Genomic DNA, 23,724 nt, shown 5'->3' with positions numbered 1-23,724 from the left:
TTCAAATTATACCTTATAAAAGACCAAATATAAAAGAGAGATTCCAAAAAGAGGGGGATTCATTTGTTAAGTATTCGCGATGATGTGTTTAATACAATGGAAGATCGTGATTTAAGTTTAGAGACGGCAGCTTCGATTCTTGAAATTCATGTTAATTCGCTTTACAACTTTAAAAAGAGTGGCTCTATCGGGTTCCGATCGTTGCTAAAATTGGCGCAATTACTTTATGGAAAAGACTATCACGATAAGATGCGGGAATGGTGCTTGCTACTTCCGTCAACTGAAGCTATTAAACATGCGTTCGAATACGCAGCAATTAAACGGGATACAGACTTACTTAAAAATTTACTTGAAGGCGCAGATGGTGACAGTTATCTTGAAGCGTATAGCGGCGTATATGGCGTTATATTAGATTATATGAACGACGAAATCGATTTCAATGATCTGTTTCCTTCTTTACACGCGATAAAGCTCGGTAAGGATAAGGACTTGAAAATCCTTGTCAACATATTCAAGTGTTATCAGCTATATTTCGAAAAAGATTTTACGACTATTTCTAGTGAATCCTTAAAGATATTCGAATGTATTGAAGGTCTTAATAACGACAGAAAGCATTTTTTTAAAGAGTGTTATTTATACCGGCTTTCAGAGATTATGATGCCTGTTAACTTATACTTTTCTCATTATGCAGAGGCTCGGAAATTTTGCAAAGTAATTATTAATTCAAAAATTAGTTCAAAAACAATGTCTGACGCATATTACTATATAGGCATGTCTTATTTACTAGACGACAAAGACGAATGCCTAAAAAATCTTGCAATAAGTCTAAAACTCATGGAGACTGTAGGAGAGGCGAGATTGGTAAAGGAGGCTGAGAATAACCTTGCATTGGCGGAAACGTACTTCACAATTCGTGAGGAAGGTGTACTTAAAGATGTAAGTGATCTAGTCAACTCAATGCGTCTGAAAGAGAGCTCGGATTTTGCGAGATACTTTAGTTTCAGGTTAAAGAATGATTTAGAAGCTATATATGAAGGGTTTTCTCACTTCATAGAAAGCGCGAACTTCTTGTTTGCGGGTCTGATTGTGGAAGATTTAGCAGCTTTTGGGGTCGATCAGCGACAAATAAATGCGCTTAAATCAATAAACTACATTAAAAAAGGGGAGATTGATTTTGAAAAAAATTATGCTAACAGCTTTAGTTATTGGAGTTGCATCGATGGGGTTGGTGCTTAATGGAGGTACTCAATCCGCTTTCAACAACGATAAAGGGATCAGTACAGCAGAAGTAAAACCGGGCGGTTAATGCCGGTAATAGTGAGGGCGCTAGAGTAATTCTAGCGGCTTTTTTTATTTCAATAATTTTCATTAATTACATAAAAATTCTTTTTTCTATGTTTGTGTAGTTTTCAGAATCTTTCGCGGTTCCCGTGCTACTATTTACTTACAGAAGAAAACATTACTAATTCGGAGGCGAGGAAGTGGATGAAAGAAAGGCGTATCTACTAACGTTGGCGATGGAATCCGGCGCAATGCCGTATATACATCATGAATCTGAAAGAATCGCGGGAAGCGTACCCGATCAAACATCGTTTGAACAACGCACATTACTATCGGTTGGTTACTGGCTAGACCGGTATAGGGAAAACGGGCGCGACAAAAGGGCGCTGATACAGCGAATTATCAAACGTGAAAGTATTACGTATCTGAAACAAACGAAACGAGCAGCGGCTTTATCTATAGAAGGAATGCGAGACGTCGGCAATGTCTCGTGGGAGCCGAAAGACGTTTTAGCGGACGTTGAAGGCGAAGTTATATTAAAGGAAAAGACCGCCCTGTTAGCGCAAGGCGATCTTCGTAAAGAAATGATATTAAAGAACTGGTCACGGGGATGTACGAATAACACCGAAATCGCCATGCTGTTAGCGCAGCACTTTGGTGGCAATATCGAAGGTAATCGAAAGTACATCCAACGTTTCCGATTAAAATGCCAGCGGGAACTGGCGTCCTAATCAACTAAACCGCGAGGGCTTCGTCATGTTTATGATAACCGTTTTCAATACGGTTAACAAGCGAACAAAGTACGAACGATCTCGTGTGCAAATACGGGAGGGCATCACATGAACGAAATCATATCAGACTTTGCAATGTACGGAAGTTTTGTCGGGAGCATAGCAGCGGTAATAATCGGGGGTATGTATTGGTCAATCGTAAAGGAAGAACGAGGCAGTTCGAATGATTGATGCACTTGTTATCGAATATCGCGAAACCAAAAACGAGCTTGTATTTAATGAGATATACCGGCAACTTGTCGACAAACAAAGAAAAAAATTTTCCACAATTGCTCGATCTATCAATTCAAATGAAGCTGACGTGATTGCGTTATACGAAGACATATTGATGAAGTGCGTTGAAAAATGGGATGGAGTCCGTCCGTTTGAACACTTGTACAAATTCAGCATGAAAAGGGCGCGCGCGAACGTATACAGGAATCAATCGGCACGCCGCGATAAAGAAACTATCGCCGACCCGCAAGATGTAGGAGCGGATAAAACCGCAGGCATGGCGACAGAAGAAGCCTTTATTGAATCTGATACCATGCGAATTTTTAAAGGCAGGATAGAAGACGAAATAACCTTGAAGATAGTTGAAACGTTTTTGCAGCTCGACAAGCCGTCATACGCGGAAATAAGCAGACTGACAGGCGTAAATAGATGGAGTGTAACACGCATTCTCAAAAGACTAGATACAACTAAAAATCGCGAGCTATTGCTTGCATAACTAAGCGAACCGGAGGTACTAATTATGAAAAAAATTTTTCATGTAACTAATAAAACAATCGCAGAGGCAACCCGCATTTTTGGACTATCGAAAGAGAGCGCAGCTAACGAACTAATCGGACGCGCGCACCAAGCCGTCAAAGTATATACGTTTGATTCGACGAACGGATCTGAAGCAGTATACGACCACTATCCGACTAATACGCGTCTTATCATCGCAACAAATGGCGCAATCATCGGCGTTTACGAGATCGGAAAGCTACCTGGGAGCAACCGGAGCGCGTGCGAATTAGTGAGATCGACTATTCTTCGCGGACTGAAAGAGGACTATGAGCGCCGGTACAGCCAGTGGATGGACGTCGAAGTAACTTTCGCGCAAACGAGTCTTGAAATCGCCTTCACTAAACGTGCGCAGATCGGCGAGAAGGATGCCGAAGTTTTGGTTGAATACGCGAAGAAGTTGTCCGACCTTTGCTTCGAGAATAGCAAGCGTCATAAAGAAAGGAGCAAGTTACATCGCGAACTGATCGAATTGGAACGCGCCTTCGTTCCGTATCTTTAAAGCTGTGAAATCGCACGAAATTAGACGTTTTGGGAGCGTGCGGGGCTTAATATACTCGGAAGGCCTGAACGGTTTAATTTCATGTTTTTCAAAAACAATGTCCCGATTTTGATCGATCACATGCGACTGTACTTATGAAAGCGAAAAAGTTGCCGAGGTTCCGTGCGGACTTGTTGTGGAATTTCGGTAACTAAAAGAAAAAAGGAGGTCATTTCGGTGGTTATCTCATCAGAAATATTTGGACTTATAAGAATGGCGAAGGGCATGACGCAAGCAGAATATGGGGCGTTTCTCGGTATTAGTAAATCGTCCGTCGCGGCTATTGAAGGCGGAGATAGACGTATTACTAAGAAAACGCAGCACGCGGTCATACGTAACGTGGACTTCGACGAAGAATTGATTGCGTTTCTCGATAAGTACGAGAAGGCGAAATCACTAGCGAAATGAGGCGATGCAGTGGGAGCGGCGTCAAACAAACCTGATCAGCATTTGAAGTATGATTTTGCACACAAACTAGACGACTTAGAAGGCGTTCGGAGTATATTAGATGACTTCTTACGCTTGGAGACTCGTAGGTATACCGGTGATGAAGCTGCATCCGATCTGATCATCGACTTAAAGGAGGCGATAAGACTTGCGAAGCTCACCGATAAACAACTCGATGTACTTCAGTTTCACTACGTATACGGGTACAAACAGCGGGAGATTGGGGCGAAGTTGGGGATCGAGAGGTCCGTAGTCTCTCGACACTTACTAGCGGCTGAAAAGAAGATAACGAAGGTGTACGATCATTGGTCGAAATTAGACCGAATTGGCGGATATTCAATCTAAAAAAATATAAATTACTGCCCTACGACCATTTACAGTCTATACGCTAATGGAACACCCTAGACACACTTATTGGACGTGATCAACTTGGCGGCTTAATCGCCGCCTTCTTAAATCGATATACACAAAAATGCACGAAATGTATCCTATATTATGTAGGGGAGGTATACACGAAATTGCTGTATATGCTGTCTTACGTTATAGAAAGTAGTAGTAACTATACACATTTTAGGGCTTTAGTTATCTATGTAGTATGAGAGAGTGATTTTTACTTGCGTTACGCGCTCGAATGCTCGCTTGGTTTAAAGGATACAATCAAGAAAGCGATAGCCTTAAACACCAAGTTATTCGAGGCCTTTACGTCATGCGCGATCGATGGGGGGGGGAATCGATAATGAACGATAAATTTTTCTGTTACTCAACGACACTGATGTATTTCCTTAAAGCCAACGCGATCAGATACGACTATGTAACGAGACACCGCCGGACGAAGAATCGTATGTGGGTGTTTAATCGCGATGAAAGGTTGACGGAATTACTTGCCGAGTATGATGCACGTAAGGCTGCGTCGAAAGAAAAAGCGCTCTAATAGGGCGCCTTATTGAATGAGAGAGGGCGATCATATTGAACGAAACCGCAGGCAGAGCCGAACAGAAAAAAGCGTACGTACTTAAAAAAGGAAACGACCTTACAGGAAGCGCGCCGGTGATCCATGACTTATGGAGAACTATCGTACCTATCGCACGTGAGTTCGATAAGAGGAACGTAGACATAGGCGCATTATATTCGTACTTATTAGCGTATACGAACGGTCAGACAGATAACAATTGGTATATGGCCGCGTTCACTTCCGTTGATACAATAGCCTCCGACTTAATGATCGGGCGAAATCGCATCAACCATTTATCGAAAGTCTTAGAAGCGGTTGGTCTTCTCGAAACTGCATACAATTACGCAGGACGGAAGAAGAACAAGTTATATTATCCGCAATACTACAGCACCTTGACGCCGGATGAAATGCGGGCGAATCTTCGAGAGTTATACAGTAAACCGTCCGTCAGTGATTAACGTAATTCACTCGTCAGTGATTAACGTAAGTCACCCATGAGTGAATGTAATAATAACGAACTCAACAATAACAAACGTAATAATAAAGAACAAAACATTACGAACCTATTCGCTGCGCTCATATGCTTCGAGATAATAGGTTCTTCTTAGTTCCTTGATTGCGTGAAATCTTTAAAGATAAACAAGAACAAACGAAGCTGTTAATCACCCGTGAGTTACTTACAAAATAGAAGAGGGACGTAAGAAGTCTGCTGACAACTATTAATCTAACCGCAGTAAAAAAGTATATATATAGAGGGGTTAAGTGTCGAACGAAATATGTTTGATGCTTTTTTTGTTTTTCATGTAAAAAAATTTTCAATAACGGAGGAGACAAATATGCTTGATAGAAAATCACTTTTTAAAATCCGCAAGCTCTATCGTTTAACACAGGAGGACGTCGCGAAAATTACCCGCACATCACTGGCCACAGTTTCGAGAATCGAGTCAGGCGAACAAGAGTTAAGCGAAGGTTTTTCAGAATGTATTTTAAACGATTTAAAACTGACAGAAACAACCATAAAGTCTTTACTAGAGTTTTATGACAGAACCGAAAGAAAAGAAGACGTTGCGGAAATCAAACCCGACGATTTAGCCCTAAAAACTACGCAAAATTAACCGTCTAAACAATATCGGCAATCAATAGGGTTCAAGGGTGTTTAAATCGCTAATTTCGTTTGATTTTAAAGGAGGCGATCATCGTAATAGTTTTCGTTAAAAGTGACGAGGTGTTACTCGTAGATTCCGAGACCGGCGAAATTATGTATCGAGAAACAGAAGGATCGAAAGACATGCGGATTTCCCGCGCCGTCATGACATGTCGTTATGCAGATGTGAGCGGAGAATTGATATATGCGAAGGGGTGATCGGATGTACTGCGTTTCAAAAGTAACCGAATTTTACGGCGATTACGGCGCCGCAGAGTCTTATTATGTTCGCGAAACTGCAAACGGCAGACTAACCGATCTTTTTAAAGACGGCGCTGCGCGTATTAACTTAGATACTGACCGCGGTGCCTTCGCAGTTACAAATAACAACGGCGAAATTTACGTTAGTTCTACTAATTGTGAACGTGATTTACTTGCGCTGCTTAAAAACGCGGTGTCTAGCGCCCACCTTTTAGGAGCTAACGAAGTGTACGTCTTGCCGGAAATGAAAAACGCTGAAGATATGATCGAAAAATTAACAACCGCAGAATAGCGGTAACAATAGGAGGAACAACATATGCCAAAATTAGAGAAAATGATTCAGGACCTTGGAGAAATGCGCGAATTGATGAACAAACCGAAAACACTTAGTACCCAAGCAGCGGGCATGTTTCAGGAAGAAAGACGTCGCATATATGCAGATCCCTTTCTAAGCGAAGCTGGCAGGGGAGCAAAAATAGAAGAAACACAAAATCTTCTCGCGCGAGAACTTATGAAAGAGTTCAGCCAAGTAAAAGCTGGCATAAAGAAAGTGCAAGATAAAATCGTGAGAGATGCCGAATCTATCATCGTCGGGACAATTGAACAACCTAGCGAACACGATAGTCTAATGTTTAAGCATAAATTTGAACAGCTCAAAGCAGAAATAGGTTTATCACCAAACCAAACAGTAGCTTTAAGGAATTTTAAAGACTTTGTTGAAGCGATTGATCATCCCAGCTTTGCGAGGGAAATCAGAAACGAATTTTCGTCACTGTCTAATTCTTTAGTGGGTTTAGGGGTAGGCAAGGAACAACTACACTCCATTCTCAAAAATATTAATTCTAAAGCAATGACAGAGGAACAAAAGAAGGCCTTAGAGATTAAGGAAAGCGTAGAGTCAGCAAGACAGAGTGATCTTTTATTAAAAGGCGGAATGCATCATAGTACACTTTCGAACATAATCGGCCATCATGCTGCTGATTTTGTAAATAGTCCTGATGAGTACTTAACTAAATATACCGAATAGACTTCGCGGGCGCCTTTGGGCGTCCTTTTTTATTTCTATAAAGAGAGGGTGCGCATTAAATGAGTGAATTAAAACTAACCGTCACTGACCAAGAAGCCGAAGCAACCGGCAGAGCGGTCGGTGTTTTTTTATGGGCTATGAATGAAGCGATTAAAGGGGATTTTGAACTCAGCGAGGAGCAGGCTATCGCAATAAATGACGCTTTAGACGAATTAAATAAGTTCGATCAAAAGGGCCTCGAAATACTATTCGAAGGGGCAAAGAAAGCTAGAGGCGATGAGTCATGAGTGCGGTTTCAGTAGGTGAAATCGTAGCGCGTTTAGAACTTGAATCATCGCAATTCACGGCAGGCGTAGCGCAAGCCCAGGCGCAGATGCAACAGATGGGCAATTCAGCCAAGTCGTTAAGTACACAGATGGGACTTATCCAAACGGCAGCCCTAGCGGTGGGCGGCGCAGTAGTCGCAGGCATCGGCGTATCGGTCAAGACCGCAGCCGACTTCGAGCAAGCAATGTCGAAGGTTCAGTCGATTTCGGGCGCTACCGGACAGGACTTCCAAGACCTTCAGAACATTGCGATGAAACTCGGCGAATCGACGAAATATACGGCGACTGAAGCGGCGCAAGGACTTCAGTACCTTGCGATGGCGGGCTTCAGCGTTAAAGATCAGATCGGCTCGCTACCGGCCGTCCTAAACATGGCGGCAGCGGCTTCCGTTGACATGGGCACATCCGCCGACATCGTATCGAATATCATGACAGGCTTCGGAATCGCATCTGAAGATTCAACGTACGCAGTTGACGTGTTAGTTAAAACGATGACGAGCGCAAACACGGATCTCTTACAGCTCGGCGACGCCATGAAATTCGTAGCACCGGTTGCGACGTCGCTCGGCTTCACGTTCGAGGAAACCGCGGCTGCCGTTGCGAAAATGTCAGATGCCGGTATTCAAGGATCGATGGCTGGTACGGCATTACGAGCGGGCCTATTGCGACTCGCTAACCCAGTAGGGCGCGCAGCCAAAGCGATGCATGCGTATGGAATCGAAGTAGAACAAGCCGACGGAAAGATGAAGCCGATACCAGAAATTATCGGGCATCTAAACGAGAAGCTAGGTCATCTAGGGAAAGCGCAAAAGACGGCGGCAGTCGCATCATTAGTGGGAACAGAAGCTGCGTCCGGATTTGCGGCGTTACTATCCGCAGGTGAAGGAACGTTAAAGTCGTATACGAAGTCGCTAGAAGAGTCGGGCGGAACGGCTGATCGTGTGGCTAAGACGCAGATGGATAACCTTAAAGGCTCATTCGAGGAGTTCACGTCGGCACTCGAAGGCGTCGGAATTAAGCTCGGAAACGAATTTTTACCTCATATACGGTCGATTGTCGATCAAGGAACGAAGCTAGTCGGCTTGTTCAGTCAGATTAATCCGAGCGTAACTGCAACGGGTCTTGCAATGGCGGGTACGTCAGTGGCAATCGCACTTACGGCTGCTTCGGTAGTCAAACTCGGCTTTGCATTGCGGGGCTTATTCGCAGCGATGGGTCCGGCGGGTTGGATTATAACGGGCCTTTCGGTACTTGGCGGCTTATTAGTCGGAGTCAGCGCGGGCTATAAAGCGCTAAACACCGTCAGTCTCGAAGCGGCAAACGCGAAACAAAAGGAAGTTGACGGAATCAACAAGATGATCAAAGAATACGACGGTTTGCAGGCGAAGATGAAGCTGACGAACGACGAACTATTGCGTTATTTAGATAACAAGGACGCGCTGGCTAACGAAAAAGATTCGGCTGCGATTAAAAAGCTAAACGCCGAGCAAGACGGCCTCCGCAAAAGTTCAGGCCTAACGAATGAGGAGTTTGATCGTTTCTTACAGTTGAACGATCAGATCATCAAGAAGTCTCCGGAAACGGAAGCGGCTTTCTCAGCTCAAGGTAATGCGATTGCGAAGAACACCGAGGCGATGAAGGCGTACAGTAAGGAGAAATATGAAGAACTAAGCATAGAACTAGAGAAACAAGCAACAATCGCTGAACGAAACGAGGACCAAAACTTGGCGAAGGTTACGGAGCTACAAACCGGTATAAATAAACTTAAACGTGAAAGAAACGACTTAGAAGACGACCTAGCTAAACAAAAAAGCCTCATTCTTCAAAAAGAAATGGAACTTCAGAGTGCAGAGAAAGAAGGTAATGCCGGAAAAATCTCGATGGCACAGCATGAGGTGGAACTTGAAAAGTTCAATCTGAAGAAGAAACAAGATCAATATGCCGAGATATTGAAGCAGATACAGGCGAAGAACAAAAGTCTCGGAGAAACGCAAAAGGAACTCGGAAAATTGGATCAGGTAAAGCAAAAGCAGGTCGATCTAGCGCTTCAGCAAGTCGGTCTCAACGCCAAGAAAGGTCAAGGCGTCGCCGTTCTTGATAAAGAGATTATGAAATTGAAAGATGCGCGCGCTAATCTCGTAAATAACACCACTGAAGCGGATAAAAAGACGGCTGAATATCGAGAATCACTCGCAGCCATCGAAAAAGAACTATCGCAGTTAGATCAGACGAAGAATAAAGTTATCGATATCACTAGCCAAGCGGAGAAAATGAATAACGCACTCGGCAAAGACTTGAGTAAATACATCACGATATTTACTAACGATGTCACACGTAAAACGGAACGAGCTGTCAGCCGTGGGCGCGGAAACGAAGGTACGTATCACGTCGGAGGCATCGTAGGTAAACCGGCCGGCAAGCTACACTCAGGCGGTATGGCATCCAAATTCGGCAATCCAATGAGCCGAGAAGTTGATATCCGCGCGCTCCGCAACGAGATGGTCTTGACAGAAGCACAACAAGCGAATCTTTTCCGTATGGTTGACGCCGGGCATACGGCCCGAATCGGTAATGGCGCGCCGTTTGCTTCTTCCGAAGTAACACGCCTTTTACAATCGATGGATAGCACGCTCAAAGCAAAAGGGAGCGCCGCCGTCATTATGGATTCGGAAGTGGTTGGGCGATTAGTAGAACCGCATGTAAGTAGACGACAAATGGACGAAATTGACAGAAGTAGCTACTAAAGAAACGGACGGCCATCGCGACTAATATTGCGTGGCCGTTTACATATTTACGTTGATGCCGATATAAAGAACATCGTATAATAAATTCATACATAGAAGGGGGATAATTCCATGATTAAGGTATTTCCGAAAGTCCTATTCGTTCTTGCGTGGGTATTGCTGGCGGTAGGTATATTAACGAATATAGAAAATACGATGTATTATAACGCTACTCAGTTCGTAGTGGAAGGCGAGACAGCGAAGCCTATACGATTAATGGAGATCGTCAGGGACATCACTTCGCCTATATTTAATTCGGCGGTGCTTATCGCGATTTCGTATATACTTCAGTTAATGATAGATCGTAAAACAAACGCGTAACTCAATACGTAGCCTCGTCCTTAATTGGGCGGGGCCCTTTTTTTATGCCGTAAAATAGATGCGAATAATACTTGTTTATCCCCGCGTTCTTAGGTATTATGATAATAACGAGATTAATCGCTACTATACGGCGACGTTAACAATCATTCCGAACAAAAACAATCGTTACTAACTCGTACAAACGTTGATATGACGCGCTTTTCACCTAGCGAACACCTACCGGCGGTTTCACGATTGACAATCCGAACGCGATTGCGTCATGCGGATGCGGTTCTTCGTTCAGAACAGCCACGAATACCGGTACGCCGGAAGAGTGTTAATATCTGACCATGGATAAAGATGAGTCTTCTTGTTTGTTTGCTTTATGAACAAGAAGGCTTTTTTTGTTTTATTAAGAAAGACAAATATAAAAGAGACACTCATTCAGCGTCTCTTTCTCAAATGGCTTCTTCTATTTTCATTAGTTCTTTATCCAAGACATCCACCAAATCTTGGGTGCTAAACATATAGATCACCACTTCTTTATTGCCATCTTCCACATGAACTTCAACCTCAATTTTCATCTTGGCTCGTTCTCCAAGATAAACCACTTCAAAGATGCCCATTCTTTTTGTTTCATTGTTTTTATTCATTTTTTGAACGTTGGTGAGTATCTGTTTGATTTCTTGATCACTCAAACCAGCATCTAAAACCGAAGTGGATACACGCTTTAAAAAAGGTTCTAGCTGATCAACATCCATATTCGATCCGGCAGCGAATTGAGCATAATGTTTGTTATAATCTTTTGCGAACACTTCTACTGAGCCGCCAATCATCAGTAACAAGCTCAAACTAATCATGAAACGCTTTATCATCTTTCCACCTATCCTTCATGACAATCTTCTACTTCTTATATCGGTTGAACCAATCAAACCTTCATTCATTCCATTCCTTCTTAAACAATTTGTAAATCGCTCAATTTTGTTACAGCTTGTCCTCACAACTGGCTATTTCCCCTCGAAAAGAGTATCATGAGAACCAAACATAAACTGTCATCAGAAAAGAGGTTGCTGAGGTTTGAGTGAACAAATCAATTGCAGGAACTGTCATGAACTGATTCCGTATCGGTCCAAAACATGTCCATCTTGCGGGATAGACAAGCCGCTTCCGAAAAAGGAACGCGTGAAGGATCGGGTGATTTTGGTTGTGGCAGGAATTGTTGTGGTGTTACTTGCTGCAATGGTACTTGGAATGGCGAATGCCTATATTGGGATTTTTAAATAAACAAAAAAGGAGTTCCGCAGATGGAACTCCTTTTTTTGATCCGTTCTTATTTATTTTCAAATAAGCTTGTGGAATGAAGCGGCTGTACACGAGCTTTCGGGTCCATGTAAGCTTTCGCGTTGTTCACAGCAGTTGGTGCTTCACCAAATCCGCTTGCGATTAATTTGACTTTTCCTTCATACGTACAGATGTCTCCTGCCGCATAGAAGCCTTCGATGTTTGTTTCCATCGTGGATTTGACCACGATAGAGTTCTTTTCGATTTCAAGGCCCCATTGTTTGATTGGTCCAAGGGAGGAAACAAAACCGAAGTTGACGATCACGTCGTCCACATCTAGTACTTGTTTTTTATCGCCTTTCACTTCTTCAAGCACAATTTGTTCAATGCGGTCTTCCCCAATGAGCTCAGTTGGCACAAACGGTGTCAGTACATTGACTTTCGAGTTGTGCAAGTTTTCTACACTATGCTCATGTGCACGGAATTTATCACGACGGTGAATAATCGATACTTCTTTTGCGATTGGCTCAAGCATCAGTGCCCAGTCGACCGCAGAGTCTCCGCCGCCAAGAACAGCAACACGTCTGCCAGCGAATTGGTTCAAGTCATTGATGAAGTAATGCAGGTTGCTTCCTTCAAATGATTCTGCAGTATCTAGCTCAAGCTTTCTCGGTTGGAATGCACCGTTACCAGCTGTAATGATGATCGTTTTTGAATAATGAACTTCTTGATTCGTAACGAGTTTGAAGATACCGTCTGCTTGTTTTTCAACCGTTTCCACAGCTTGCTCTAAGCAAACGGTTTGATCAAATTTATCCATTTGTTCCTTTAGATTATCAATTAATTCTTGTGCGCGGATTTTTGGGAAACCAGCCACATCATAAATGTATTTTTCAGGGTAAAGAGCGGATAGTTGACCGCCGAGCTGAGGAAGGCTTTCAATGATTTTCACACTTGCCTGTCTCATGCCTCCGTAAAACGCAGTAAACAATCCGACTGGGCCGCCCCCGATAACGGTAATGTCATATACCTTAGAATCTTCTTGCATTCCTTAATCCTCCCAAATGAAAATTGTTATCACTATATCATATCATACCACATATCGTCGTTTGACTTGTTTTGAAAAACTTGTCGTTTTTTGATGCCGATGCTGTGAAAAGGGGAAAAAAGAGAGAAAGACCGTTTATCCTAAGGATTTTCAGTTTAAAGCCTTGAAAAAAGGAGCAGAACTCGCTATTATTGTTAAGGGAACTAAATATTAATTTTTTATGAATTTTTGTCGGATACGGTCAAATGCTTTCGTTTTTTGTAGGTGAAAGTTCAGATTTTCACATACTTATTTTTTGTTTAAATTTCATAAAATGCCGCAAAGCGGTTGAGAATAACGATATGTAATTCTTTATCCGTTTTACAGCAAATTTAAAAAAGGTGGATGTGATTCCAGTGAATAAACCGAAAATCGTTGTATTAGGTGCAGGTTATGGCGGATTAATGACTGTAACAAGATTAACAAAACAGCTTGGCACAAATGATGCGGACATTACTCTTGTGAACAAGCACAATTATCATTACGAAACAACATGGTTACATGAAGCAAGTGCAGGTACTCTTCATCATGACCGTTGTCGTTATCAAATCAAAGATGTGATTAACAGTTCCCGTGTCAACTTTGTACAAGCAACAGTTGAAAGCATTAATAAGGAAGAGAAGAAAGTTGTGACATCAGATGGCGAACTTTCTTATGACTACCTTGTTGTTGCGCTTGGTGCTGTTCCTGAAACATTTGGTATTGCAGGACTGAAAGAATATGCATTCTCAATCTCTAACATCAACTCTGCTCGTCAGCTTCGTGAGCATATTGAGCTTCAATTTGCGACTTATAATACAGATGCTGAAAAGCGCCCAGAGCGTCTAACTATCGTTGTCGGCGGTGCAGGCTTCACAGGTATTGAGTTCCTTGGTGAGCTTGGAAACCGTGTACCTGAGCTTTGCAAAGAGTATGATATTGATCAAAAAGACGTGCGTATTATCTGTGTAGAAGCTGCACCAACAGCTCTTCCAGGATTTGATCCTGAATTGATCGACTATGCGATGAACTACCTTCAAGGTAAAGGTGTTGAGTTCAAAATCGGTACAGCGATCAAAGAATGTACGCCTGAGGGCATCATTGTTGGAAAAGACGATGATACAGAAGAAATCAAAGCTGAAACTGTTGTATGGGCTGCTGGTGTACGTGGTAACCCAATCGTTGAAGAAGCTGGATTTGAAAACATGCGCGGCCGCGTAAAAGTGTCTCCAGATCTTCGTGTACCAGAAAATGAAGATGTATTCATCATCGGTGACTGCTCATTAATCATCAATGAAGAAATTAATCGTCCATACCCACCTACTGCACAAATTGCGATGCAGCAAGGTGAAACAGTAGCGAAAAACCTTGCAGCACTAGTAAAAGGTGGCACGCTTGAAAGCTTTAAGCCAGACATCAAAGGAACAGTTGCTTCTCTTGGTGAACACGACGCTGTAGGTGTTGCGTTTGGTAAAAAACTTCAAGGAACAAAAGCTTCTGCAATGAAAAAAATCATCGACAACCGTTCATTATTCATGGTTGGCGGACCAGGACTTGTTCTGAAAAAAGGAAAATTCAAGTTCTTCTAAACCGATATAGACAAAAACGTGTATCCCTGTGGTACACGTTTTTTCATGTTTGACGGAATATTTTCTCACTTGGTACTGGACAGAAAAATATGTTATGATGAATTATCAGAAAATTTAGATTAAGGAGTGAGCAATATGAATGCACAAACGAAAGAAAAAAAGTCAACTTGTCAGTATTGTTCAGGAAAAGGATATTTTCAGTTATTGCTCGGCGGATCAGAAACATGTGAGGAATGTAAAGGGACAGGAAAGAAGCATTAATCTTACGGCTTTTTCCATTGATTGACTTCATCTCTATTTCCAAGTTAAACTAATGATGGGATATTTGGGGGTGGAGATGAAGTGATCAGTTTACCAGTCGTTATCATTTCAGTTATTTTATTTTTCGTGTTATTCTTCGGCATTGGCTTTTTGCTGAATATGCTGCTGAGAATGTCATGGATTATGGCAATTTTATATCCAATTGTATGCCTTTTCATTATCAATAATCAAAAGATGATCGCTTATGTAAGAGAACCAGGCATTGCTTTTTCCGGGATAGGAGACCGCATCGTTTCTCTTGCTGCGGCAGATATCATCATTTTATTAAGTGGTCTAATTGGTGCCATTGCCTCAGGTTTTGTCATCAATGCCCTTCGTAAAAGAGGCTATCAAATGTTTTAACTCACTTGTCTACACGCAAGTGGGTTTTTTTGTTTCTCCTTTGCATAGTTTCCATTTTGTTTGGAAACAAATAGATGGGTAGAGGAGTGACAAATAGAAATGAAAACATGGATGAAACGATTGTTCATGACAGGTCTGTTTATGCTTGCCTTGATGACAAGCTTTACGGGCATATCTGGCGTAGAACCAAGTGATCTCGCTGCATGGGTGAAAGAGACCGATGCCGGTAAGCACGTATCTTCTTTTTTAAAGCATCCAAAAAGGCAGACGATGGCGGTGAAAAGTGATGATTTGCGTGCTGTTTCTCTCGAAGAAGCATTTAATTGGAACGATTATCCGAAGCAAAAGGTTGTCGCCACAGGTTATACAGCAGGAGTAGAATCAACAGGTAAGACGAAAGAACATCATGCATATGGCATTACATATTCAGGCGTCAAAGTAAAACGTGATTTATATTCAACCGTGGCAGCGGACCCATCTGTCTTTCCGATAGGAACTGTCCTGTTTATCCCCAATTATGGCTATGGTGTAGTCGCAGATACTGGGAAAGCGATTAAAGGTCATAAGCTTGATTTATATTATGAAACGGTTGATGATGTGTATAGAGAATGGGGTAAAAAAGTGCTGGACGTTTATGTGATTAAAAAGGGTGAAGGGACGCTGACAGAAAAAGACTTAAATCAGTTGAATGAAGCAGAATCGATGCAAGTGTTCCGGCAGCAGTTTCAAGCCAATAAAGAATAAAAAAGCTTTGGATCTCAAAAGGTCCAAAGCTTTTTCGTTTCTACATGAAGTAATAATCTAAGATGAGTGTGAGCAAGATTCCTGTTAAGCCGCCGAAGAAGACTTCAATCGGCTTATGCCCAAGAAGCTCTTTCAATTTCTTTTGCTTCTCTTTTTCTTCCGCATTTGGGAAGTTCTTTGCCTCGGCAACAAACCGGTTAAAATCTGTGACCAGTTTGTTCAGGACAGTTGCCTGTTCTCCTGCCTGTCTGCGAACACCTGTCGCATCAAACATTGTAATAATGGCAAAGATGGCGGAAATGGCAAAAATAGATGTTCCTAGCCCGTGCTCTAAAGCAACTGCTGTTGAGAGTGCTGTTACTGCTGCGGAGTGTGAACTTGGCATTCCGCCTGTGCTTGTAATGAGCGACCAATCTAGTCGTCTAGAAATGATAAATTGAATCGGTACTTTTACAAATTGTGCAAAAAAGATGGCTGCAAGGCTGGCAAGCAGCGGAAAATTCGTCAGTACGCTCATGAACAAGAAACATCCTCTCTTTAAGAAAAAATAACGTGCGAAATGATAAAGTATTTACCCTAGTAAGATAAAAAAATGATGGCAGTAAGAACTGTTGCCAAGTCCATGTTCATTATAACATTAAAGAAAGTAGATGTGGAACGAGGAGACCATGGACAGGCTGCTATAGATCGCTGCCGCTTTTTCATGATACCCTTCCGCGTGCCAAAATATAAATGTTCTTCAAGGGAAGACAGGCTGGCAATGATCGTATCAGCACATAAATTTTGATATAATAGAAGTTCCAATGTGAAATATGGAGTTCATTGAAGGAGCGTGTGATAAATATGTTTTTCTCGACAAATGAGTTGCAACATAAAGATACACTGGCCATCGGACTTTTTCAAAAGAGCCAATTATCAGGAAAAGCAAAAGAAATGGATGAATTACATGGAGGAAGAATCACTGAATTACTAAAAGAAGGCGATATTTCGTCTAAGCGAAATCAGCTTTCGAAATTTTTCCCATCCCCTGAAACCGGCATTAAACGTATTTATTTTGTCGGGCTTGGGAAGGAGTCAGATTACACGTTTGAAGAGGCAAAGGAAGTGTTTGCGCATTTATTTAAAAAGCTTCATCAAGATAAAAAGCAAGCAGTTTCGGTTTTGCTTGATACATTTACAGGAAAGGATCTGCCTGTTCAAGATGCAGCCCATGCCCTTTCTGAAAGCTGCCTTTTAGCTACATATGAATTACAAGATTTTAAACATAAAACGAATGAACCGGATCGCTTTATCGAATTTGTTTATGCAACAACGGATCATGATGCTGCCGAAATTCAGGCAAGTCTGAAAGTGGGCGAAGTCTACGGACAATCTGTCAATTCGGCTCGTACACTTGTGAATATGCCGCCGAACATGCTCACGTCCTCTGATCTTGCATCCTATGCGGCAGAGCTTGCTTATAAATATGAATTCGAGATTGAAATTTTAGATAAAGAACAAATGGAAGAGCTCGGAATGGGCGCTATTCTAGCCGTTAATAGAGGCTCAACAGAACCACCGAAGCTGATTGTATTGAAATATCAAGGCAAGGAAGAATGGACAGACGTCATCGGTCTTGTCGGTAAAGGGATTACGTATGATACAGGCGGGTATTCCTTAAAGCCAAGAGCAAGTATGGTGGGGATGAAAACAGATATGGGCGGCTCAGCCTCTGTTTTAGGTGCAATGGAAATCATTGGTGAACTTCGTCCAGAGCAGAATGTCATTGCGGTCATCGCCTCAACAGATAATATGGTCTCAGCAGATGCGATGAAGCCAGATGACGTCATTGTCTCACTAAGCGGCAAAACAATCGAAGTGCTTAACACGGATGCAGAAGGCCGTCTTGTTTTAGCAGATGGTGTGACCTATGCGAAGCAGCATGGTGCCTCTGTGCTTGTGGATGTTGCGACATTAACAGGCGGTGTCATTGTGGCACTTGGGAATGAAACAACAGGCGTGATGACCAATAACGATGAACTGTATGCCCAGTTTAAAGAGGCATCAGAAGAATGTGGGGAAATGATTTGGCAGCTGCCAATCACCGAAAAAGATAAAAAACGAGTAAGAAACAGCAAAATGGCTGATCTGAATAACTCACCAGGTCGTGATGGTCATGCGATCATGGCAGGTGCATTCATTGGGGAATTCGCTGAAGACACCCCTTGGGTTCACTTAGATATTGCAGGAACAGCCACGACAGAAAAGCCTTCATGCTTTGGTCCAACAGGAGCAACAGGTGTGATGGTCAGATCATTAGCAACATTTGTGGAACGATTTGAACCGAAGAAATAACGACGGAAGCTCTGCCAACTGGCAGAGCTTTTTATGTAGGACATACGCCATTTGACGAAGTAAATTTTCTATGGTAACATACGTTGGTACTTTAATTATCTACTACATTAGTAAACTAAAGGATTTCGGAGGTTTCACCATGAATGCAGTTGTTTTAGCGGTTGTTTTAATGTTGATATTAAGCTTGCTGCGGGTCAATGTCGTGATTGCGCTGGCACTTGGCGCTTTAGCGGGCGGACTTGCAGGTGGATTAGGTCTAGGGGGAACAGTTCAAGCGTTCACTGACGGTCTTGGCGGAAATGCGACAGTGGCGATTAGTTACGCACTATTAGGTGCATTCGCAGCCGCACTGACGAAAACGGGTCTTCCTGATGCCATGGTCGAAGGAGCTGTGAAGCTTCTTGGAAAAGAAGGCGATTCAAGAAGAAAAACATTATCAAAAGTGCTCATTATTCTGGTCATTTTGATCGTATCTTGTTTTTCTCAAAACGTTGTTCCTGTTCATATTGCCTTTATTCCGGTCTTAATCCCGCCATTATTAAAGGTGTTTAACGAGCTTCAAATTGACCGCAGACTGCTAGCATGTGTGATGACTTTCGGACTTACTGCACCATATATTTTGCTTCCGGTCGGTTTTGGACAGATTTTTCACGGAATGCTTCGTGACAACATGAAAGATGCAGGTTTAACAGTGAATTTAGCAGACATTCCGTATGCGATGCTGATTCCTGTAGGCGGCATGGTTCTTGGCTTGATCGTTTCACTCTTTGTCTATCGTAAGCCAAAAACATATGAGAATCGTGACATTACGGATGTAGAAAAATCAGCATATACAAAAAAGAGCTTATTCTTTGCTGGACTTGCGATCCTTGTATCACTTATTGTTCAGTTATATCTCTCTCAAAGCCTTGGAGTCGAAGGGATGATCTTCGGTGCGCTTGCAGGCTTGCTTGTCTTGTTTGTAACGGGAATGATGAAACGCGATGAAGCAGATGCGCTGATTACATCTGGCATGAACATGATGGCATTTATCGGATTTGTCATGCTTGTTGCAGCTGGATTTGCCAATGTTTTAACGAAAACAGGAGATATTGAATCTCTCGTCAAGGCGTCTTCTCAATTTATCGGAAACAGCCAAAGCTTAGCGGCTATTTTAATGCTACTGGTGGGTCTGCTAGTGACAATGGGCATTGGCTCATCATTTGCAACGATTCCGATTATTACGACGATCTTTGTCCCGCTTTGTTTACACTTAGGATTCAGCCCGATGGCGACTATTGCGATTATTGGTTCAGCTGCGGCGGTAGGAGATGCAGGTTCACCTGCAAGCGACAGTACACTCGGACCAACATCTGGACTGAATATGGATGGACAGCATCACCACATTTGGGGTACATGTGTCCCAACATTCGCTTTTTATAATATCCCGCTCGTCTTGTTCGGCTGGCTTGCGGCAATTATGCTATAAATGAAAAAAGGTTCCTTACTCATAGAGTAAAGGAACCTTTTCTGATATTAGGAAGCTGTTTGTTCTTTTCGAAAGGATGTGGCTTTTGAAACTGATCGATAAATTTTAGGTGCCAGCATCGCAAGGAGGATGGTCAGCGCATAGTCTTTTACCATAAACCAAATCATGAAGAACCATGTAGTTTGATAAGAGATTGGTGCGTTCAGCCATACATTTAATGCGATGTATGTATAAGTTGTCCCGATCACATACATCACGGTCGTTCCTGCAATGGCTGCAAATAAAAAGCGGCCAAAACCAGGGTTTTGTCTTTTTTCAAGAATGAATCCGGCAAGCCAAGCAGCAGGAATGTATGATAACACAAAGCCACCGCTTTTTCCTAAAATAACGCCGAGACCCGCCGAGAACTGTGCGAATACAGGTGCACCAGCGATCCCAACAAGAGCATAGACAATCATGGCCAATGCGCCAAGTCGTCTGCCCAACAAAAGACCAGCAAGCACACAAAAAAACGGCTGCATCGTAAGTGGGATTCCGCCGACCTGTAAAAATGGCACAATGGATGTGATATTGGCTCCGATAGCCATGAGTGCAGCAAACATCCCGACGAGCACAAAGTCAGCTGTTCTTGTCTTCTTTTGCATGATATTTCCCCCTGTCTTATCTGTACAAATAGATTAAGGGGAAGAGGTTTTTTTGTCAACTCATTTTTATTTTAGGTTAACAATAAAACCCGCCCCTGAAAAGGGCGGGCTAGATATTAAGCTTCGGTCATGGAAGAGGTTTCAAGGGCTTTACTAACAGGCACATAATCATAGCCGAGATCACGAGCGACAGCTTCATAGGTGATATGTCCGTTCATCACATTGACGCCTTCAGCAATTGTCTTGTTTTCTTTGATCGCTTTTGCAGCGCCTTTATTTGCAATCTGCAGTGCGTATGGGACCGTGACGTTTGTTAAAGCAACTGTCGATGTTCTCGGAACCGCTCCTGGCATATTGGCAACAGCATAATGTAAAATGCCGTGCTTTTCATAAGTAGGCTGATCATGTGTTGTAATATGATCGATTGTTTCCACAATCCCGCCTTGGTCAATGGCTACATCGACAATGACAGAACCAGGCTTCATTTGTTTCACCATTTCTTCTGTGACAAGGGTTGGAGCTTTGGCACCTGGGATGAGAACCGCACAAATGAGCAGGTCTGCCTCGCTCACTGAATCTGCAATGTTAACAGGATTAGACATTAACGTTTTCATTTGGTGACCAAACTGATCGTCCAGCTGACGTAATCGTTCCGCATTTACATCAATAAGGGTGACATCTGCGCCAAGTCCGATCGCCATTTTCGCTGCATTTGTTCCAACGACACCGCCGCCAATAATGGTGACTTTCCCTCTCGATACTCCTGGCACGCCGGCGAGCAAAATGCCTTTTCCACCTTTTGGCTTTTCTAAAAATTGAGCACCAATCTGAGCAGCCATTCTACCTGCTACTTCAGACATTGGCGTTAATAGAGGGAGTGATTTTCCGTCCGTTACCGTTTCATAAGCAATGGCTGTTACACCTTTTTGTTTTAATGCTTCAGCCAAGGAGGGCTCTGCTGCAAGGTGCAAGTACGTAAATAAGATCAGACCTTCTCTGAAATATGAATATTCTTCTGGTAATGGTTCTTTTACCTTCATAATCATATCAGAAGATGCCCACACATCTTTCGCTTGATCAAGAATCTCTGCACCAACAGATACATAATCGTCATCAGTGAATCCGCTTCCAAAACCAGCGTTCGTTTCAATTAAAATCTGGTGTCCAGCTGAAAGCAATTGAGATGCTGCTCCTGGTGTTAATGCGACCCGGTTTTCATTGTTCTTAATCTCTTTCGGAATGCCGATGATCATATCAATTCCTCCTATGCTTATCTATTGATATTGTATGTCTAGTGTATCCTGAAAGTTTAGAAAATTCTTCGGTTGAATGAAAAAATTAAAAAACGCCTCTTTGTGAAATTTCACAAAGGGACGTTTTTTAGCTTCATATCAAGATAAATAGTCATTTTCTCATTCATGTTTTTTAAATCAATTTCTGCAATGTCCGTAATCCGCTTCAGTCTATAATTCAATGTGTTGATATGAATATTTAACTGCTTTGCGGCGATATTGGCGTTGCTGTCACAATCAATAAATCGTTCAAGGGTCTCGACAAGGTTGGAATGATGCCTGAGATCGTAATCCTCAAGCTTTGATAAAGAGTAACTGGAATAAGACGATCCCTTTCGTTTTTCAGCCAGCACATCTAAGTATTGATAAATTCCCAGTTCAGAAAAGCTGTTTAATCGTTCTGTTTCCACAGGAAAGCGTTCTTTTGTTTTTAAGACGGCCAGTGCTTCTTTATAGGATGGCTGAATATGAGTAATGTGATCGTAAATTCCACCAATGGCCGCTTGAACGTCATGGAGCTGATACCGATCAGACAACTGCTTTAGCATGCCGCTTGTGAATTGTTTAATATCTTGAAGCGGATGTTCTGTTTTTGGCGAGACAAGAATAATGAATTCGTTAAAATCAACAGTCGTTAACAGCACCTGCACTTGCTGCGTTGTTTCAAGCAGATAGGAGAGCTTCTTTTCCGTATCTTCTGTCAGTTCATCACGAAGGCGAAAAATAATAATCGCATACGTGTCTGGACACCTCATCCCAAGCCTCAAGAAGAGATCAAGCATCTCATCCTTTTCATGAATATGTCCTGTGAGCATCTTCCAAAATAGCTCCTGATTGCGTTCTTCTGTTTTCGTTTTTCGAATTTGTAAATTGAGTAATTTGTTTTTCACGGCATGTGCTGCCATCTTGAGAAGGTCCATTTCTTCATCTGAAAAAGGCTGCGTGGATTCAATTGCCCAGATAAAACCGAGCACCTCTTTGTCTTTCCATATGGAAATGGCAACCCTGCTGGATAGACCGACTTCTGCAATTTGAGGTACGCGAAGCGGTTCATCTGTTTTAAGGAGTGTAGGAATGATACCGTCTTTCCAAAGCCGATTAATGACTTTTTCCGGTACACGGCGGGAGATAATGGTTGAAGTTCTGGCGGGATCAGTGAAATCATTATGTGTGCTATAGGCTAATAATCGATGATGAGTATCTTCTATAGTAATAGGGCAATTGAGCACATCACTAATTTGGTCTGCCACATCCTCTAAACGATCAAGGCTATACTTAAATGGATCTGTCTTTTTTGTCATAAAAAACCCCTGCTTTTTCGAATATTTCACGTACTTACATTATGAAGAGAATCAGGTACGTAAATCAACAAAAAAATGCCATAATCATTAAAAAAACAAAAAGCTTGAAAAATGAGCACATTGGTCATGCGTTGATCACAAAAAGAAATAGTACAATAATAATGTAGTAAAAAATCAATAGGCGGAAAGATTCATGGAAGTGCACGCCCTTTTATTAAGAATATATGACCAAAAAACTGTTAAATACTAGATAAAGAGCGAAAAAACAGTAATTCCATAGACTCATTTTGTAAAATAAAAACAGATTTGTTTGACTGTGTATCATTTCTGTTTTTATAATAATAACGTCAAAAAATAAGTGGATTAGCCCATTATATGGCGGCTATGCACGGGAGGTAATGAGGAATATGTCAGGAATTATTCGCGTAACCCCAGAAGAACTAAGAGCGACCGCTAAGCAATATGGTGTTGAAAGTCAAGAAGTGTTAAACCAAGTTGATCGTCTAAATAGAATGATCTCTGACCTAAAAGGAATGTGGGAAGGTGCTTCTAGTGAAGCATTCGCTGATCAATACGAACAGCTTAAACCTTCATTCATCAAAATGTCTGATCTATTAACAGATGTCAGCAATCAGCTTGATCAAACTGCAAATACACTTGAAAGCACTGACCAAGACATCGCTAGCCAAATCCGCGGCTAATCAAAGGGATTTCCTTTCTA

General features: G+C 42.2%; 27 protein-coding genes and 1 pseudogene. 22 read left to right on the top strand and 6 right to left on the bottom strand.

The features are described 5' to 3' along the window. Positions 1–63 precede the first annotated feature (63 nt). From ES896_RS00800 to ES896_RS00735, 14 genes and pseudogenes are all read left to right on the top strand, one after another. On the top strand, positions 64–1,236 hold the full coding sequence (locus ES896_RS00800) for an AimR family lysis-lysogeny pheromone receptor (RefSeq protein WP_135226237.1): 1,173 nt from the start codon (positions 64–66) through the stop codon (positions 1,234–1,236). 296 nt (positions 1,237–1,532) lie between these two features. Continuing rightward, on the top strand, positions 1,533–2,012 hold the full coding sequence (locus ES896_RS00795; RefSeq protein ID WP_240688357.1) for a hypothetical protein: 480 nt from the start codon (positions 1,533–1,535) through the stop codon (positions 2,010–2,012). Between the two features lie 223 nt (positions 2,013–2,235). Next, complete coding sequence (locus ES896_RS00790; RefSeq protein ID WP_135226235.1) at positions 2,236–2,781, top strand: sigma-70 RNA polymerase sigma factor region 4 domain-containing protein; 546 nt, start codon at positions 2,236–2,238, stop codon at positions 2,779–2,781. A gap of 24 nt (positions 2,782–2,805) precedes the next feature. Next, on the top strand, positions 2,806–3,342 hold the full coding sequence (locus ES896_RS00785) for a hypothetical protein (RefSeq protein ID WP_135226234.1): 537 nt from the start codon (positions 2,806–2,808) through the stop codon (positions 3,340–3,342). 216 nt (positions 3,343–3,558) lie between these two features. Continuing rightward, the gene (locus tag ES896_RS00780; RefSeq protein ID WP_135226233.1) at positions 3,559–3,789 is read left to right on the top strand and encodes a helix-turn-helix domain-containing protein; all 231 of its coding nucleotides are present in this window, start codon (positions 3,559–3,561) and stop codon (positions 3,787–3,789) included. A 9-nt stretch (positions 3,790–3,798) separates the two neighbouring features. Continuing rightward, positions 3,799–4,173, top strand: coding sequence for a sigma factor-like helix-turn-helix DNA-binding protein (locus tag ES896_RS00775; protein ID WP_135226232.1), 375 nt, complete (start codon positions 3,799–3,801; stop codon positions 4,171–4,173). A 391-nt stretch (positions 4,174–4,564) separates the two neighbouring features. Beyond that, entirely contained in the window at positions 4,565–4,759 is a 195-nt protein-coding gene (locus ES896_RS00770; protein WP_135226231.1) for a hypothetical protein, read from the top strand. Positions 4,760–4,794: 35 nt separating this feature from the next. Next, entirely contained in the window at positions 4,795–5,238 is a 444-nt protein-coding gene (locus tag ES896_RS00765) for a hypothetical protein (protein ID WP_240688356.1), read from the top strand. A 378-nt stretch (positions 5,239–5,616) separates the two neighbouring features. Then, the gene (locus tag ES896_RS00760; protein ID WP_135226229.1) at positions 5,617–5,895 is read left to right on the top strand and encodes a helix-turn-helix domain-containing protein; all 279 of its coding nucleotides are present in this window, start codon (positions 5,617–5,619) and stop codon (positions 5,893–5,895) included. 252 nt (positions 5,896–6,147) lie between these two features. Then, the gene (locus ES896_RS00755; RefSeq protein WP_135226228.1) at positions 6,148–6,477 is read left to right on the top strand and encodes a hypothetical protein; all 330 of its coding nucleotides are present in this window, start codon (positions 6,148–6,150) and stop codon (positions 6,475–6,477) included. 24 nt (positions 6,478–6,501) lie between these two features. Beyond that, complete coding sequence (locus tag ES896_RS00750) at positions 6,502–7,212, top strand: hypothetical protein (RefSeq protein ID WP_135226227.1); 711 nt, start codon at positions 6,502–6,504, stop codon at positions 7,210–7,212. Positions 7,213–7,271: 59 nt separating this feature from the next. Beyond that, the gene (locus tag ES896_RS00745) at positions 7,272–7,499 is read left to right on the top strand and encodes a hypothetical protein (protein WP_135226226.1); all 228 of its coding nucleotides are present in this window, start codon (positions 7,272–7,274) and stop codon (positions 7,497–7,499) included. Then, positions 7,496–10,282 carry a phage tail tape measure protein gene (locus ES896_RS00740; protein ID WP_135226225.1) on the top strand — a complete coding sequence of 929 codons (2,787 nt, stop codon included), beginning with the start codon at positions 7,496–7,498 and terminating at the stop codon, positions 10,280–10,282. The genes ES896_RS00745 and ES896_RS00740 overlap by 4 nt, the downstream gene beginning before the upstream one ends. A gap of 581 nt (positions 10,283–10,863) precedes the next feature. Beyond that, positions 10,864–10,962: pseudogene (locus ES896_RS00735) on the top strand (iron-sulfur cluster assembly accessory protein); the annotation flags it as partial. A 117-nt stretch (positions 10,963–11,079) separates the two neighbouring features. On the opposite strand, the gene ES896_RS00730 reads toward ES896_RS00735, so the two are convergent. Beyond that, positions 11,080–11,496 carry a hypothetical protein gene (locus ES896_RS00730; RefSeq protein WP_135226224.1) on the bottom strand — a complete coding sequence of 139 codons (417 nt, stop codon included), beginning with the start codon at positions 11,494–11,496 and terminating at the stop codon, positions 11,080–11,082. Positions 11,497–11,698: 202 nt separating this feature from the next. Between ES896_RS00730 and ES896_RS00725 the strand changes: the two genes are divergently transcribed. Beyond that, a complete protein-coding gene (locus ES896_RS00725; RefSeq protein ID WP_008346803.1) occupies positions 11,699–11,905 on the top strand; it encodes a hypothetical protein in 207 nt (68 codons plus the stop codon). 46 nt (positions 11,906–11,951) lie between these two features. Here ES896_RS00725 and yumC read toward each other — a convergent pair whose 3' ends face one another. Next, positions 11,952–12,950, bottom strand: coding sequence for a ferredoxin--NADP reductase 2 (yumC, locus tag ES896_RS00720; RefSeq protein ID WP_135226223.1), 999 nt, complete (start codon positions 12,948–12,950; stop codon positions 11,952–11,954). 389 nt (positions 12,951–13,339) lie between these two features. Here yumC and ES896_RS00715 point away from each other — a divergent pair, with 389 nt between their 5' ends. From ES896_RS00715 to ES896_RS00705, 4 genes are all read left to right on the top strand, one after another. After that, complete coding sequence (locus ES896_RS00715; RefSeq protein WP_162149727.1) at positions 13,340–14,557, top strand: NAD(P)/FAD-dependent oxidoreductase; 1,218 nt, start codon at positions 13,340–13,342, stop codon at positions 14,555–14,557. Between the two features lie 135 nt (positions 14,558–14,692). Beyond that, entirely contained in the window at positions 14,693–14,818 is a 126-nt protein-coding gene (locus ES896_RS19985; protein WP_008346797.1) for a YuiA family protein, read from the top strand. An 81-nt stretch (positions 14,819–14,899) separates the two neighbouring features. Then, the gene (locus tag ES896_RS00710; protein ID WP_003212933.1) at positions 14,900–15,220 is read left to right on the top strand and encodes a YuiB family protein; all 321 of its coding nucleotides are present in this window, start codon (positions 14,900–14,902) and stop codon (positions 15,218–15,220) included. Between the two features lie 99 nt (positions 15,221–15,319). Further along, positions 15,320–15,964: a 3D domain-containing protein gene (locus tag ES896_RS00705; protein ID WP_017358926.1), complete on the top strand. Its 645-nt coding sequence runs from the start codon at positions 15,320–15,322 to the stop codon at positions 15,962–15,964. A 40-nt stretch (positions 15,965–16,004) separates the two neighbouring features. Here the strand turns inward: ES896_RS00705 and ES896_RS00700 are convergent, their stop codons facing one another. Further along, the gene (locus ES896_RS00700) at positions 16,005–16,481 is read right to left on the bottom strand and encodes a divergent PAP2 family protein (protein WP_008346791.1); all 477 of its coding nucleotides are present in this window, start codon (positions 16,479–16,481) and stop codon (positions 16,005–16,007) included. 326 nt (positions 16,482–16,807) lie between these two features. Between ES896_RS00700 and ES896_RS00695 the strand changes: the two genes are divergently transcribed. Next, the gene (locus ES896_RS00695) at positions 16,808–18,298 is read left to right on the top strand and encodes a leucyl aminopeptidase (protein ID WP_046344402.1); all 1,491 of its coding nucleotides are present in this window, start codon (positions 16,808–16,810) and stop codon (positions 18,296–18,298) included. A 139-nt stretch (positions 18,299–18,437) separates the two neighbouring features. Then, on the top strand, positions 18,438–19,766 hold the full coding sequence (locus ES896_RS00690) for a Na+/H+ antiporter family protein (RefSeq protein WP_008345907.1): 1,329 nt from the start codon (positions 18,438–18,440) through the stop codon (positions 19,764–19,766). Between the two features lie 47 nt (positions 19,767–19,813). Here ES896_RS00690 and ES896_RS00685 read toward each other — a convergent pair whose 3' ends face one another. From ES896_RS00685 to ES896_RS00675, 3 genes are all read right to left on the bottom strand, one after another. Beyond that, entirely contained in the window at positions 19,814–20,410 is a 597-nt protein-coding gene (locus tag ES896_RS00685) for a biotin transporter BioY (protein ID WP_008345905.1), read from the bottom strand. Positions 20,411–20,526: 116 nt separating this feature from the next. Then, positions 20,527–21,663, bottom strand: coding sequence for an alanine dehydrogenase (gene ald / locus ES896_RS00680; protein ID WP_135226222.1), 1,137 nt, complete (start codon positions 21,661–21,663; stop codon positions 20,527–20,529). A 110-nt stretch (positions 21,664–21,773) separates the two neighbouring features. Then, positions 21,774–23,003: a PucR family transcriptional regulator gene (locus ES896_RS00675; protein ID WP_007500450.1), complete on the bottom strand. Its 1,230-nt coding sequence runs from the start codon at positions 23,001–23,003 to the stop codon at positions 21,774–21,776. A 407-nt stretch (positions 23,004–23,410) separates the two neighbouring features. On the opposite strand from ES896_RS00675, the gene ES896_RS00670 reads away from it, so the two are divergent. Next, on the top strand, positions 23,411–23,704 hold the full coding sequence (locus ES896_RS00670; protein WP_003213769.1) for a WXG100 family type VII secretion target: 294 nt from the start codon (positions 23,411–23,413) through the stop codon (positions 23,702–23,704). The last annotated feature ends 20 nt before the right edge of the window (positions 23,705–23,724 follow it).

The organism is Bacillus sp. 005/A4HT-01/001 (assembly GCF_004634445.1).
Taxonomy (GTDB): Bacteria; Bacillota; Bacilli; order Bacillales; family Bacillaceae; genus Bacillus; species Bacillus altitudinis.
This window is presented reverse-complemented; position numbering and strand designations above follow the sequence as displayed.

Bases quoted from the DNA above. Each gene is read 5' to 3' on its own strand.
- ES896_RS00790 (WP_135226235.1), top strand. From the start codon at position 2,236: ATGATTGATGCACTTGTTATCGAATATCGCGAAACCAAAAACGAGCTT.
- ES896_RS00700 (WP_008346791.1), bottom strand. From the start codon at position 16,481: ATGAGCGTACTGACGAATTTTCCGCTGCTTGCCAGCCTTGCAGCCATC.
- ES896_RS00675 (WP_007500450.1), bottom strand. From the start codon at position 23,003: ATGACAAAAAAGACAGATCCATTTAAGTATAGCCTTGATCGTTTAGAG.
- ES896_RS00785 (WP_135226234.1), top strand. From the start codon at position 2,806: ATGAAAAAAATTTTTCATGTAACTAATAAAACAATCGCAGAGGCAACC.
- ES896_RS00695 (WP_046344402.1), top strand. From the start codon at position 16,808: ATGTTTTTCTCGACAAATGAGTTGCAACATAAAGATACACTGGCCATC.
- yumC (WP_135226223.1), bottom strand. From the start codon at position 12,950: ATGCAAGAAGATTCTAAGGTATATGACATTACCGTTATCGGGGGCGGC.
- ES896_RS00685 (WP_008345905.1), bottom strand. From the start codon at position 20,410: ATGCAAAAGAAGACAAGAACAGCTGACTTTGTGCTCGTCGGGATGTTT.
- ES896_RS00755 (WP_135226228.1), top strand. From the start codon at position 6,148: ATGTACTGCGTTTCAAAAGTAACCGAATTTTACGGCGATTACGGCGCC.
- ES896_RS00795 (WP_240688357.1), top strand. From the start codon at position 1,533: ATGCCGTATATACATCATGAATCTGAAAGAATCGCGGGAAGCGTACCC.
- ES896_RS00745 (WP_135226226.1), top strand. From the start codon at position 7,272: ATGAGTGAATTAAAACTAACCGTCACTGACCAAGAAGCCGAAGCAACC.
- ES896_RS00760 (WP_135226229.1), top strand. From the start codon at position 5,617: ATGCTTGATAGAAAATCACTTTTTAAAATCCGCAAGCTCTATCGTTTA.
- ES896_RS00705 (WP_017358926.1), top strand. From the start codon at position 15,320: ATGAAAACATGGATGAAACGATTGTTCATGACAGGTCTGTTTATGCTT.
- ES896_RS00770 (WP_135226231.1), top strand. From the start codon at position 4,565: ATGAACGATAAATTTTTCTGTTACTCAACGACACTGATGTATTTCCTT.
- ES896_RS00690 (WP_008345907.1), top strand. From the start codon at position 18,438: ATGAATGCAGTTGTTTTAGCGGTTGTTTTAATGTTGATATTAAGCTTG.
- ES896_RS00750 (WP_135226227.1), top strand. From the start codon at position 6,502: ATGCCAAAATTAGAGAAAATGATTCAGGACCTTGGAGAAATGCGCGAA.
- ES896_RS19985 (WP_008346797.1), top strand. From the start codon at position 14,693: ATGAATGCACAAACGAAAGAAAAAAAGTCAACTTGTCAGTATTGTTCA.
- ES896_RS00670 (WP_003213769.1), top strand. From the start codon at position 23,411: ATGTCAGGAATTATTCGCGTAACCCCAGAAGAACTAAGAGCGACCGCT.
- ES896_RS00740 (WP_135226225.1), top strand. From the start codon at position 7,496: ATGAGTGCGGTTTCAGTAGGTGAAATCGTAGCGCGTTTAGAACTTGAA.
- ES896_RS00730 (WP_135226224.1), bottom strand. From the start codon at position 11,496: ATGATAAAGCGTTTCATGATTAGTTTGAGCTTGTTACTGATGATTGGC.
- ald (WP_135226222.1), bottom strand. From the start codon at position 21,663: ATGATCATCGGCATTCCGAAAGAGATTAAGAACAATGAAAACCGGGTC.